Source organism: Paraburkholderia aromaticivorans (assembly GCF_012689525.1).
GTDB classification, from domain to species: Bacteria; Pseudomonadota; Gammaproteobacteria; order Burkholderiales; family Burkholderiaceae; genus Paraburkholderia; species Paraburkholderia aromaticivorans_A.
The window spans coordinates 1,603,542-1,616,466 of record NZ_CP051514.1 but is presented as its reverse complement, the minus strand read 5'-3'; the positions used below and the strand labels follow the sequence as shown (position 1 = coordinate 1,616,466).

13 protein-coding genes are annotated in these 12,925 nt (G+C 59.7%); 11 read left to right on the top strand and 2 right to left on the bottom strand.

Annotation, left to right across the window (positions count from 1 at the left end; genetic code table 11):
* Nucleotides 1–22 precede the first annotated feature (22 nt).
* The 9 genes from HF916_RS07625 (at nt 23) to HF916_RS07585 (ending at nt 8,880) form a co-directional block, all read left to right on the top strand.
* On the top strand, nt 23–397 hold the full coding sequence (locus tag HF916_RS07625) for a CpaD family pilus assembly lipoprotein (RefSeq protein WP_168788369.1): 375 nt from the start codon (nt 23–25) through the stop codon (nt 395–397).
* Between the two features lie 27 nt (nt 398–424).
* A complete protein-coding gene (locus tag HF916_RS07620) occupies nt 425–1,645 on the top strand; it encodes an AAA family ATPase (protein ID WP_168788368.1) in 1,221 nt (406 codons plus the stop codon).
* Nucleotides 1,645–3,036, top strand: a complete 1,392-nt coding sequence (locus HF916_RS07615) for a CpaF family protein (protein ID WP_168788367.1) — start codon at nt 1,645–1,647, stop codon at nt 3,034–3,036. Before HF916_RS07620 ends, HF916_RS07615 begins: the two co-directional genes overlap by 1 nt.
* Nucleotides 3,033–4,007, top strand: a complete 975-nt coding sequence (locus HF916_RS07610) for a type II secretion system F family protein (RefSeq protein ID WP_168788366.1) — start codon at nt 3,033–3,035, stop codon at nt 4,005–4,007. The genes HF916_RS07615 and HF916_RS07610 overlap by 4 nt, the downstream gene beginning before the upstream one ends.
* Nucleotides 4,004–4,966 carry a type II secretion system F family protein gene (locus tag HF916_RS07605; protein ID WP_168788365.1) on the top strand — a complete coding sequence of 321 codons (963 nt, stop codon included), beginning with the start codon at nt 4,004–4,006 and terminating at the stop codon, nt 4,964–4,966. Before HF916_RS07610 ends, HF916_RS07605 begins: the two co-directional genes overlap by 4 nt.
* A 188-nt stretch (nt 4,967–5,154) precedes the next feature.
* Complete coding sequence (locus HF916_RS07600; protein WP_240975177.1) at nt 5,155–5,874, top strand: tetratricopeptide repeat protein; 720 nt, start codon at nt 5,155–5,157, stop codon at nt 5,872–5,874.
* A 5-nt stretch (nt 5,875–5,879) separates the two neighbouring features.
* On the top strand, nt 5,880–6,365 hold the full coding sequence (locus tag HF916_RS07595) for a TadE/TadG family type IV pilus assembly protein (protein ID WP_431311366.1): 486 nt from the start codon (nt 5,880–5,882) through the stop codon (nt 6,363–6,365).
* A gap of 86 nt (nt 6,366–6,451) precedes the next feature.
* Entirely contained in the window at nt 6,452–7,057 is a 606-nt protein-coding gene (locus HF916_RS07590; RefSeq protein WP_240975175.1) for a TadE/TadG family type IV pilus assembly protein, read from the top strand.
* Nucleotides 7,054–8,880 carry a TadE/TadG family type IV pilus assembly protein gene (locus tag HF916_RS07585; RefSeq protein WP_240975173.1) on the top strand — a complete coding sequence of 609 codons (1,827 nt, stop codon included), beginning with the start codon at nt 7,054–7,056 and terminating at the stop codon, nt 8,878–8,880. Before HF916_RS07590 ends, HF916_RS07585 begins: the two co-directional genes overlap by 4 nt.
* Nucleotides 8,881–8,964: 84 nt before the next feature.
* Here the strand turns inward: HF916_RS07585 and HF916_RS07580 are convergent, their stop codons facing one another.
* The gene (locus HF916_RS07580) at nt 8,965–9,942 is read right to left on the bottom strand and encodes a phosphatase PAP2 family protein (RefSeq protein WP_168788361.1); all 978 of its coding nucleotides are present in this window, start codon (nt 9,940–9,942) and stop codon (nt 8,965–8,967) included.
* A 120-nt stretch (nt 9,943–10,062) separates the two neighbouring features.
* Nucleotides 10,063–10,776, bottom strand: a complete 714-nt coding sequence (locus HF916_RS07575; protein ID WP_168788360.1) for a methyltransferase family protein — start codon at nt 10,774–10,776, stop codon at nt 10,063–10,065.
* 456 nt (nt 10,777–11,232) lie between these two features.
* Between HF916_RS07575 and HF916_RS07570 the strand changes: the two genes are divergently transcribed.
* Complete coding sequence (locus tag HF916_RS07570; protein WP_168788359.1) at nt 11,233–12,228, top strand: phosphatase PAP2 family protein; 996 nt, start codon at nt 11,233–11,235, stop codon at nt 12,226–12,228.
* Nucleotides 12,229–12,270: 42 nt separating this feature from the next.
* Nucleotides 12,271–12,918 (top strand): IS6 family transposase, encoded by a 648-nt coding sequence (locus HF916_RS07565; RefSeq protein WP_431311365.1) that lies wholly within the window; start codon nt 12,271–12,273, stop codon nt 12,916–12,918.
* The last annotated feature ends 7 nt before the right edge of the window (nt 12,919–12,925 follow it).

Below are 12,925 nucleotides of genomic sequence, written 5' to 3'. Positions count from 1 at the left end.
GCCGCTTATCGAGTCCGACATCATGAAAACCGTCCGTCTTCTCACGCTTTTTCTCGCCTGCGCTGGTGCGGCCAGTGTCAGCGGATGCTTCAAGCCGCCGCGCAGCATGCCGGATCAGTCGACGATAGGCTTCGACGGCCGTTTCGCCTTGCCGCCCGATTGCGCGAGCCTCTCACGTCCTTCGGTGTTGACGGACGCGGGCTGGCATCGCCCGAGCATGGAATGGGGGTGTGCGACCTACTCCAATCTTGCGGCACAGATCGCGAATCCGCAGGACCTCGTCAAGCCGCAGCCGCTCGGTCCAGCCGACGCCGCTGTCGCGGCGAGCGCGGTGCGTCGCTACGAAACCGGCCATGTGATCCCGCTCGACACTGCCACGTCGCGCGATTCCAAGTGATGCGAGCAACACTCACGGACGAACACCATGAGCACGACTGAGTTCAACTTCACGAAGAGCAACACGGGAATCCGGGTCGCGGACTTCATTGCGTTTGTCAATGACCGCAAAACAGAGCAGGTACTCAAGGCCTTCGTGCTCGACCAGGCGATGCCGCATACGCACGTAGGGATTGGCAGCGTCGAGGACGCAATCGCCTATCTGTCGAAAATCGAGCGCTCGCCGCAATTCCTGCTGATCGACCTGAACGACTCGGTGATGCCGCTCTCGGACCTCGGCCGGCTGGCGGAGGTGTGCGAGCCATCGGTTCAGGTCGTTGCGCTCGGCGAGCGCAACGACGTCGGGCTGTTCCGCAGCCTGCTGAAAATCGGTGTGCGCGACTATCTGGTCAAGCCGCTCACAGTCGAATTGCTCAAGCGGACCGTAAACGTTGCCGAGGGAAAAGTCAGCCCCGTGATGCTGGCGCGTGCCGGCAAAACAATTGCCTTCGCGGGATCGCGCGGCGGGGTGGGCACGACCACGATCGCGCTCAACGTGGCCCGCCATCTGGCGGAAGAGACGCACCGTCGGGTCGCTTACGTCGATCTGAACCTGTACGGTGGCGCGGCGAACAGCATGCTCGGCATCCAGAGCAATAACGGCCTGACAGATGTGCTGCAGAACGTGCATCGCCTGGATCCGCAGTACGTTGAGCGCACGCTCGTTGCGAAAGGTGCGCGGCTCTTCATGCTGTCCGCTGAGCTCGACTACGGAAGCGCCCAGCCTTTCGCGGGCGGCGCGCTCGGGCGCGTGCTCGAACTGCTGTGTGACAGCTTCCACTATGTGATTCTCGACGTCGGCAATCTGGCTGATCCCCTTGCAGGAGACGCGTTCGATTTTGCGTCGCGCGTCTATCTGGTCGCCGACCGCTCAGTGCACGCGACCCGCGAGACGATACGCCTGCTGCGCTTTATCGAGGACCGCGACAACAACCCGCCCACCTCTCTGCTGCTGAACAACGCGAACGCTGCGAGCGCCGGCAAGGTCCAGGCAGCCGACTTTACGTCGGCCGTCGGACGCGCCGCGTTATATGAGATTCCGTTCGAAGCCAAGGCGATCTCGATTGCCGAGAATCTCGGCGAGGCACCGAATGAAAAGACACCGAACGGCTTCAATCAGAACATCACGCGAATCGGACACGATCTGACCGGGCAGCCTTCGACGGCTGAACGTACCTTCTTCCAGAAGCTCAGACTCAGGAGAAGCTGATGTTCGGGCAAAAACACGCGCGTATGCCTGACGCGACTGACGATTTTGCAGCCGCGGAAGCGGTCGCGGTACTGGACGGGACTGCGGCATCCGCCGCGGCGCGCGTTAATACTTCGGAAGGCAACGAGACGCTGGTCCGCTCGGAACTGTTCAAGACTATCCGGACCGGCGTATTCACCTTGATGAACGCGTCTGCTGCAGTAGGCAGGACGCGCGAGCAAATGAAGCCCGGTGTTGAAAAGCTTGTGCTGGAAATTGCCGAGCGCGAGCATCTGAACATCACGATTTCCGAGCAGGGGCAGATCGTCGGCGAACTGCTGAACGACATGTTCGGCCTGGGGCCGATTGAACCATTGCTCGCCGATGAAACCATTACCGACGTGCTCGTCAACGGACCGGATCAGGTCTACGTGGAACGCCACGGCCGACTCGAACTCACGCCCTACAAGTTTCGCGACAACGCGCACGTGGTCAACGTGGCGCAGCGGATTGCGGCAGGGGTCGGCCGGCGCGTCGACGAAAGCAGCCCGATGGTGGACGCGCGTCTGGCTGACGGCAGCCGGGTCAACGTCGTGCTGCCGCCGCTCGCGATCCATGGCGCGACCATCTCGATCCGGAAGTTTTCGAAGCGCAATATCACGCTTCACCGGATGGCGCAGCAGGGTAACATGTCGCAGCAAATGGCGAACCTGCTCAAGCTCGCGAGCACCTGCCGTCTCAACATCATCGTTTCGGGCGGTACGGGCTCCGGCAAGACTACGCTGCTCAACGCGTTGTCGCACTTCATCGGGCTCGGTGAGCGTACCATCACCATCGAGGATGCGGCCGAACTTCAGCTCGTGCAGCCGCACGTCGTGAGCCTCGAGACGCGGCCCGAGAATGCCGAAGGGCTCGGCGGCGTTGCGCAGCGCGATCTCGTGCGTAATGCGCTGCGGATGCGCCCCGACCGGATTATCCTCGGCGAAACGCGCGGCCCGGAAGCCTTCGACGTTTTGCAGGCGATGAACACGGGCCACGATGGCTCGATGACCACGATCCACGCGAACACCCCTCGTGACGGCATTACGCGGCTCGAGAGCATGGTGATGATGGCGAACGGGAATCTGCCGCTTCTGTCCATTCGCCGGCAGATCGCGAGCGCGGTGCACCTGATCGTGCAGATAGAGCGGATGCGTGACGGCATGCGCCGAGTGACGCGGATCACCGAACTCGTCGGCATGGAAGGCGACGTCATCATTACCCAGGATCTGTTCACGTTTCGCTACGATGCGACTGCCTATAGCGAGGAGGTCAAGGGCGCTTACGAGTCGGCGCTGGTGCGGCCGGCGTTCTCTGCGCGCGCGGCGTATTACGGGCTCGAGGACGCGTTGCTGGAGGCGATGAGGCCATGAACAGGGTCGACCTCCTGACTGTGTGCGCCTTCATCCTTGTACTCATGCTCGGCGTGATGTGGCTGACTGTGCAGGACATGCGCAAAAAGCAGCCGCACGCGAGGATCAAGGCGCGGATGGAGGATACGTTCGCTGCACATAGCGTCCGAACCAGGGACGTCAGGGCACACGACACGGACCTGTTCACGGTCAGTAAAAGAGAAAACGTGTTCAGCCGCTGGTATGGTCCGAAGGTGGCACGCCTTCGCACCGTCGCCGGGAAAAATGGCATTCGCATCGTGTTCGCGGCAGCGGTGGCTGGCGAACTGCTCGCCCTGCTGATGACGCGCCTCATGCCACTGCCCGACTTCGCCAAGCCGCTGCTCGTTCTCGGCTTACCTGCGTTCGCGGTAGTCCGCTCGTATGGTTTTCTGGTCCAGCGCTTTCGCCGGCGCTTTCTCGATGGCTTTCCGGACGTGATCGACCTGATCGTGCGCGCGGTGCGCGCGGGCGTCCCAGTGACGCAGGTAATCGGTACTGTGTCGAGCGAATGTGCCGAGCCGATACGGCACGAGTTCAAATTGATGAGCGATTCGCTCCAGGTGGGTCTCGATCTGGAAGAGGTGTTGGCGGTCGCGGTCAGGCGCATCGAAATCGCAGACTTCTCGTTCTTCTGCGTCTGTTTGCTGCTGCAGCGGGAAACCGGCGGTCAGCTCGGTGAGACGCTCGAGGGTCTGGCCACGATCGTCCGGACCCGGCGCGAGATCCGTCAGAAAACGAAAGCTCTGACCGGCGAAGCCCGCATCACGACCAAGATCATGGCTTCCATTCCGGCGGTCATCATGCTGTCCATGTACGTTCTGAATCGAAATTACCTCTTTATTCTGTTCGACACACATCCCGGACAGAAACTGCTGTCGTTCGGCGCGACCTCCATGGTGTTCGGGCTGCTGGTGATCGGCAAGATGTCTAAACTGGATACGTCGCGATGAACCAGGCCAACTTCGAAACATTGATCAACCTGCTGATGCTGCTGGCGCTGTTCGCCGCGCTCGCGATCTGGTGGGCGACAAAGCATGGCGGCCGGCGTGGGCGGATCGCCGAGCGCGCCCGGCAGGCGGCGCTCACCCAGCGAGTCGACAGCATGGCGGTAGAGGAAGTCGAGGAGGGGAGCGCGTTTCGTCAGCGCCTCGTGCGTCGCCTGACAATCATCGGCGACCGCCTTCCGCTTTTCGATGCGAAATATCGCCTGAAGCTGCAGAAGGAAATGCTGCGGAGCGGCTATCGCAGCCGGGCCGCCGTATCGATCATGCTCGCGGTCAAATTCGCTACCGGCCTGATCTGTGCCGCGCTGACGGTCATGCTGGGCTCGCACATTCCGGTCATTGGCGCGTATCCGGCCATTCGCGGCGCGATGATGCTCTTCGTGTTCATCACCGGGATGATCATTCCCGAATACATCATGGCGTTTCGTGCATCGCGACGTCGCAAGGCGATGGCGGGGTGCCTGCCCGACGCGCTCGACCTGCTCGTGATCTGCACGAACGCCGGCAACAGTCTCGGCGTGAGCATCCGGCGCGTAGCCGACGAACTCGCGACGATCTGTCCGCCGCTCGCAAGCGAATTTGCCTTAACCGCCGACGAACTGAAACTTTCCGGCGACAGCACGCGTGCGCTGCACGGGTTGGCCGAGCGCATCAACCTGCCGTCGATCCGCGCGCTGATTGCCACGCTGACCCAATCCATGCGTTACGGCACGCCAATCACGCAGGCACTGCGTACGCTGTCGCGCACGGAGCGTCTCGCGCACATTGTGTCGCTGGAAGAGAAGGCCGCCAAGCTCGCCCCGAAGATGGTCGTACCGATGATGCTGTTCATTCTTCCCGCAGTCGTCGCGATCGCGGCTGGCCCGGCCGTTATTCAACTGATGGACGCTATTGCCAAGCAATGAAAATCGCTCAATTCACCTTCGCACGACGCACACTCTTCGCTCGGGGAGCAAAGCTCCTGCGCATTGCCCGGCACACTGGGCTGGTGGCCTGCGGCATATCACTGCTGGCGGCAACCGCTGCCTGTACCACGACGACCCAGCGCGTCTCCGAGACGCGGCCCGTCACGCGGAACTCGACGCCGAGCAGCATGAGCGAGCTTCGTATCGCGGATACCGCGCTCGACTCGGGCAACCTCGAACTGGCGACGACGCTTTACGACAAGATCGTGAAGGCCGATCCGCGTTCGGTCGAGGGCTTGACCGGGCTCGGCAATACACTTTACGCGGTGGGCGACTTCACGCGGGCCGGGGTCTACTACGACCACGCGAGCCAGATCGATCCGGCGGCGACCGCGCCGCTGATCGGCATTGCGCGTGTGGCCATTCACCAGCGCCGCTTTGACACCGCAATCGCCACCTATCACCGCGTGCTCGTGGTGACACCCAACGATCCGATGGCGTTGGCGGGCCTCGGCGCGGCGTTCGATCTCGAGGGCGATCATCTGGGCGCGCAGGCCGTGCTGCGCGACGCGTTGGAAAGGAATCCCGGCGATCCGATGCTGAGCGTGAACCTCGGATTGTCGCTCATCTTGAGCGGTAATCCGCGCGAAGGTGCGAACGTGCTGCTCGACGTTACGCGTTATCCGGCCGCGCCCCCGCAGGCGCGTCAGGATCTCGCGCTGGCGTACGGTTTGCTCGGCAATACGGAAGCGGCAGCGGAAATCCTCGGACGCGATCTGCCTAAAGCGTCGGTGCAGGACAATTTGCGCTTCTACGAGATCCAGCGCGAGCGTCTCGAGCCGCGGCGGGGGACGGCAAAAGTCGTGGCCGTGCCAAGCGCTTCCGTGCAGGCCGCGAGCCTCCGATGAGGGCAGTGGCCTGGCTGCGGCGTCGCGGGGTGGTCGGCCCGCTTTCTGACGACGGCGGGGTGTCGGCAATCGAGTTCGCGCTTCTGTCGCCGGTGGTGTTCTTCCTCATTATGGGCACTCTTGAACTCGCACTCGACATGATCGTGGATGCATCGGTGCAGATCGCGGCGGAGTCCGCATCGCGCGTTGGGCTAACCACGACTAATCCGGCCACCGGCACGCGTTCAGATCAGGCACAAAGCATCGTGATGAACACGCTCGGAGGCTGGCAAAAAATCGGCGGCACGGTGACGATCAACACGCTGAACTATGGCACTTACAACAATGTCGGTACGTCGGGCTATCAGGCGAACATGGGCGGCTTTGGTGATGTTGTCTCTTATCAGATCACCGTCACGTTGCCGACCGGCTTCACGGGCTTACCCAAGTATTTCGGCGTCCCTTTACCGCTGACGTTCCAACGCAACTACCTTGTGCAGAACGAAAAATGAAAGGCACGCTACAGACAGTACCATCGGCTACACGCTCCACCTGGCGAAGACGATTGCGCGCCCTTCTGCGATCCGATCGCGGCAGCGTGACAATCGAGTTCGTGATTATCGTTCCGCTGATGCTGCTGGCGATGCTCGGTTTCAGCGAGATATACATGTACATGCGAGCAGTGAGTCTCGTCGAGCATACCGCCTTCACACTTGCTGATTCGCTGGGACAGATGAGCTCCGTTATCAACGACCCCACCACGAGTTCTTCGAACAGCCTCGGCTCGATCTGGAGCGCCGCGACCCTGATCGCCGCGCCAAACAATTTGCAAGCGAGGGGGGGCGTGTACATCACGTCTATCTGCGACCAGACGACAGGCTGCAACGCAGCCAACCCGGCCAATCCGCCCGTCCAGCCTAACCCGCCGACGATGGCCGCGGGCACGCCGCTGAAGTTCTGGCAGCAGAGCGCGCCATGGACATTGTCGGGTATGAAGTCGCAGGAAACCGGCGGCAACCTCTTGCCGGCGACGTGGCCGTTCCGTAACGGCGATTCCGCGATCGTGGTGGAGGTGTTCTATTCATACACTCCCTTCTCGATGACCATGCCGTTCTGGACGAACGCGCCGGGCACACAGACCATCTATGAGCGTGTCTATGTGCGCCCGCGTATGGGAACGCCGCTCCCGCTGGTGGCGTCATGATTACCGATCCTGTCGCGGCAAGAACAGCTGGCAGGTCCACCCGTCGCGTGGTTCCGGCACAGCCTCGATCTCTCTCCACGCTGCTCAAGGGCGATGAGGGGGCCATCACAGTCATGTTTGCGATGTGCGCGACCCTGATGATCGGCGCGATGTGCACTGCCATCGACACGATTCACTACCAGATGACGCAGACTCGGGTTCAGATGGCGCTCGACGTTGCCACGCTGTCCTCAGGTGTCAACCTCGCGCACTACAACTCGACCACTGGAAACAATCTCACGCAATGGCAGGCGGACGCACGCGCTTACTACAACGCGAATATGCCGTCGGGCTACATGGACTTCACCATGCCTGACGCCAAGTTCTCGGCGACAGTCAGCGGCGTGCCTTCCACCGGCCAGACCATCCAGCTCTCGGCGACAGGCTCGGCTCCGCTGCTGGCGCCGGTCATCTTCGGTACGGGCACGTCGAGCAGTGGTTCGGGTTCCGGTTCTGGTTCGCCTGGAGCATCGCCCGATACAGTGACCATCACCGCCAGCAACACGGGACTGCGCCTGCCGCAGAGTCAGCTCGAACTGGTGCTGGTGCTCGACAACACGGGCTCGATGTCAGACTACGCGAGCAGCGACACGACGCAGGGTACGAAGATCCAGGGGCTGCGGACTGCGGCCACCAGCTTGGTGAACGACATCTTGGGCGTGCAGAACAACAATTCCTACATCGGGCTCGTGCCCTTCACCACTATGGTGAACGTCGGCGGATCGCTGCTTCCGGGCGGCAGCTGGATGACGCCGAACTTCACTTACAACCCCACCAATGTCTCGATGACGGCCAAATCAGGCGTGACCGGGTCGGGTTGGGGCGGTTGCGCTGTCGAGCCGCGCGATGCAGGGCTTAATCTGTATCCGAAAGCCTATGCGCCGAAGAACGTACCCGGGTTCACGCCGTTCTTCTACAACGTTCCAAACAATGGTTTTCAGGTTACGACCTACAAAAGTACGAGTGGCGGCCGCAACAATTGCGTGGTGTCGAGTTCCACTAAAGTAACCGGCGTTCCGCTGACCTTGCAGTCCAACGGTTCGACAACGACCTGCAGCATCGGAACCGGGGTGGGGATCGCTGCGGCCTGGGGCCAGCCGAGCACGACTAACCCCAGCATGAAGACGTACGATCAGAACGGCAACATTAACGGGAACGGCAGTCCCTGCTCTATCGCGCCGGTGAAATTCCTCACCAAGGATGCGAACTCGCTGACTACCGCTATCGGCAACATGAAGGCAGCGGGCTCGACGATCATTCCGACTGGTTTGCTGTGGGGCTGGCGTATGCTGTCGTCGGACTGGTCGAACAATGTGTCGAATGGCAATGGCTGGGTATCGTCCGACGGCACCTTGCCCCATCCGGAAACCACCCAGGGATTGCAGCGGGTCGCGATTGTCCTGACCGATGGCGAAAACGATCCGGGCAGTGCGAACGGCATGATGCCGCCGCCATCGTTCAATGGCTTGTCGGGCGTTGGGAGCAGCGCGTTGCAGGCACCGACCGTGACGCGGTCGGACGGCTCCTCACTCGTCAATGGTTCGACGACATCGGTCACCGACATCAATGCGTTCCAGCTTGGTGTCTGTACCGCGATGAAGAATAGCGGAATCATTATCTACGCGATCACATTCGGAAGCGATGCAGCGAGCCCCGTGGCGCAGCAGGCGATGCAGAGCTGCGCGTCGCCGGGTAACTACTATCACGCGCCGACCAACGCGACGCTCGACGCGATCTTTCAGCAGATTGCCGGCAACCTCGGCGTGCTTCGATTGACCCAGTGAGGGAGGAAGGCAAGTGCGTCGATCGGCACCAAGGATTTGCGTGAGAAAGGGTTAGGACGTCGACACGTGCAACGAAGACGTCTTCTACGACTCCTTGAGGGCATCGACCGATGAATCGTGAATGCGCAGACGCTTTACAAGCATGATCGTCGTCACAGCAAGCAATACGCCCGCGACAACATCGATCAGGTAGTGCCCGCCGTGCGTTGGTGTTGAAGCGATCATGACAGCGTTAAGAATTGCCGCAACGTACGCGACCACGGGAACGCGGCGAAGCGCATAGGCAAACAGAATAGCCATTGCGGTATGCATTGAAGGCATTGAAACTAATCCTTGTTGATCGCCCAGATCGAAGACACGAAGGGTACCGTTCCGAATGGGAAAGAAGGTGGAGACCGTCGACGACGTACCAGGGTCAGCGATGTGAAAGTGCAAAAACGCACTTGCTGCCGGCAATAGCGTCGCGACGACAAGGCAAATTAATGTAGCCAGCATGAACCGCATCACATGGTTTGCAAGCTCCAGCCTGGCGCCACTCAGGCCGAGTACCAATGGAACCGCGATGGTCTGCGCGAGGCCACTGCCGTACGCCAGATTCAGGGTGAAAAAGAGTGTGGGGTGCTGTCGAACCCAGTGATACCAGGCTACCCAATCGAACCCGATCGCTTCGTCGATTCTGGTGAGTTGTGGGTCGATCAACGGGTAGGCTGCCGCAACGGACAGGTGGCTCAATATGCTGGCCGCCATGCAGAACGCGGCAAGCGCGATCATCCACCGAGCGGTGTTTGCCAGATCGAGCTGGCGGCGCGCCCACCTGGTCTCCCTATCCCGGACTGATCTGGTTCTGACATTGACCCAGACGATGACCAGTACGATCGCCAAAAACCCTGACAGATCGCGTGATGCGCGCCCAGGCACAACGCTACAATCCAGCCAATACAGTCCTGCAAGATCGGCGGCAATGACTAGTGCGATTACGATCCACGTGACAAGGTATGGCGAGCTGTTCCAACGACAGTTTGGGGAACGGCCAAGGATGGCGGAGCTTTGCGAAGCGCTCATGTGTTAGCGTGGTTTGCGCTGAAGGCGTACCTTACCCCAGTCGCAGCATGGTGAGGGTCAATCACGAGGTTCATTTTGGACCGTCAGGTGCTCTGAAGACAAAGTGCCTCTGGCAGACGTTTAGAACACGCCGACGATCAACCGATACCGCACGCGGCTCATGTATTCACGGTAGCTACTGTCCTTCGAAAGCACGCGTTCTTCCCGAACGACTCGACAGACCTGCACGCCGAGGTGTACCGCAAGCACAGCGGCGTTCTGAATCCCGAAGTTCGGAAGCAGAAATCCGAGATCCCTGATGACATACCCGAAATAGATCGGGTGGCGCACGATACGATATGGGCCGCCCACGACAACGCCTCGATTCGCGGGCAGAAAGCCGAATGAGCGTCGCAGCGTGAGTTTTGCGCAAATCTGGATGAGGATGCCGGTGATTTGCAATGCGACGGCTACCGCCTCCGGGATGAGGTGGTAGCCGGGATCGATTCGAAAGGCGAGGTAGTAGAACGTCCCGAACACTGTCATTGCCACGCTGAGCGGAGCCCAGTCCCGCTCGCGAGCAATGCGGGTAGACACGACCAGGCCGATGTCCAGCAATGCGGTGACTACTAGAAGTAACAACGTGATCCGCGCAGGGTTCTTCATGAACTGGAAGAGTGCGGAAGCAAGAAACGATAAAAGCGCCGTCACGCTAAAGACACGCAAAGCAATCTCAATTCCTAGTTGTCTGCGCGTCAGGCGCACGCGGGGTGGCGAAGGAGGTACAGGCGCTGGGCCATCGAAGCTGATCGAGACAGCAGGCACGCCTGCTGTCCCTAGGATTTCTGGTTTCATGTTAGGTCGCCTTGACGGTGCATGTCGGTGTTAGGAATGGCCGTCGCCAGGCGCACAAGGCTAGTGCTTAAGAATCCATTCCTGAACGGCATTTATTGCCGGTCCGATCCTTTTTTGCAGTTGATTTCGGTGTTCAGACGTTTTAACGGCTGACAGCACATTTTCTTTAGCTCTGTGCGGTGACTGCTTCGAGGATGCTGTCAAAATTTCGCCGATTCGCAAAACGGCGTGTACTCGCGAACGACGACTGCCAAAAATCAAATGATGCGTTGCGCACGTACGGAAGTTCGCCGCGGAATCTGGAGCGCCAGAAGCGGCGACTCGGCGCTTCGGCGGTGAAGCTCTAAAGTTTGAGTCATCTGCGCCGTTACAGGGTGTATGCCGGCTCCGCACCTTATCGCTCGGTCGTCAAGGCGAAAGGAAATCCATAAGCCGAATTTTTCCGGAGTCGAGTGTATGCCTCAATACAAGAATATCGGTGTGCGCTTCGTACAGCCGCGGCCGTCCATGATGACTCGCTATCTATGCGGGTGGCTAATCGCCGGCGGTATTATTCTTGTCGATGCGATTTGGCTCTGCGTCGCTGATTACACCGTGCAAATGGATGGCATCGTTGCTGCTTGCAAAGGTGTTGGAATCTTAGCTTGTATTGCTGTGATATTGCGAATACTACGGGCGATTCCGCGCTATGGGTCGACAACGGTTAAGTTTCGGTATGCGGAAACTTCAGACATCGCCGCCTGGTGCGCTTTACTTGTGTGCTTTGTGTCGTCGATGTGCGTCCTGTCTTACCTTTGTGTATCAGTCAACGCGCCGCTCGTGGAAAGGAATTTGGTTCGCTTCGATCTCGCAGTCGGCTTCGATTGGGTCGCCGCGTATCAATGGGTGCAGACTCACCCCCATGTTCTGCGAGTCCTGGCACTTGCCTATGATAGTGGGCGGTGGCAACTGCTCACTATCCCCTTCATTCTCGGGTTATCCGGAAGACGCGAAGCGTTATCAGATTTTTTCTTCCTCCTGGCACTTGCGAGCATCTTGCTTCTTGTTTCGTCGACGCCTTTCCCGGCAGCGAGTGCTTTTGTATATTTCAATATTGGCGACCCCAACGTGGTGGCCACCGTGTCGGATTTCGCGCCATTGCGGAACGGAACATTGCGAGCGATCGACCTGGCTAACTCACAAGGTCTCGTCTCGATGCCGTCCTTTCATGCTGCGCTGGCTGTTCTATTCACGTACTCACTTCGCCGCATGCCCTGGTTTTTCGGCTTCGCCGCTGCTCTCAATTTGACGATGATTATTTCTACGCCGACGCAAGGAGGGCATTACTTAGCCGACGTCGTCGGGGGATTGCTCCTCGCTGCTTTAACTATTCAGATGTTGAGAACGGGCTACCGCCGCCGAACTGCCAGCGCCTCTGCCGTTGCAGCTATCGAAAGGGTTCTGCCGCACTAACGCGATCCGGTAGAATCTGTCGTGCCGAAATGCATTGTGTGCATGAGGGCAAAGACGAAGACGCCAGGTAAGGCGCTGTCTGCAGGCATTGGCAACGTTCTGAGGCGGCCGCACCTTCCACTGGACGTGATTCTGTTGTATGTTCGCTGGTATGTTGCGTACTCGCTGAGTCTGCGCAACCTCGAGGAAATGATGGCCGAGCGTGTTATGGCGGTCGAACATTCGAGCGGGCGTCGCTGGGTCATCAATCTCCCGCTGGTGCTTGACAAGGTATTTCGCCGACACAAACGGCCAGTGGGCAGGACCTGGCGTGTGGCCGAGACCTACATCAAGGTCAAAGTCCAGTGGAAGTTCCTCCACCATGCAGTCGACAAGGCTGGTAGCACGGTAGTTTTCCCGCTGCGAGCCCATCCTGACAAGGCGTTGCTCGCCGCAATTTCGAAAAAAGCCATTGAGCAGAGCGGTGAGCCTGGAACGACTATCGTAGACAAGAGCGCTGCCAATCTGGCGGCGCTCGAAGCACTGAGTGCGGGGCGATCGACACCGATCAAGGTTCGGCAGAACAAGTATCTGAATAAAATCGTCGAGCAAGACCACCGTGCCATCAAGCGAATCGTCAGGCCGGTGATGGGTTCAAAAAAATGCGTCGACCAAACGGTTGCCTCGCAATTCTATTCGCCGCCAATATAAGCATACC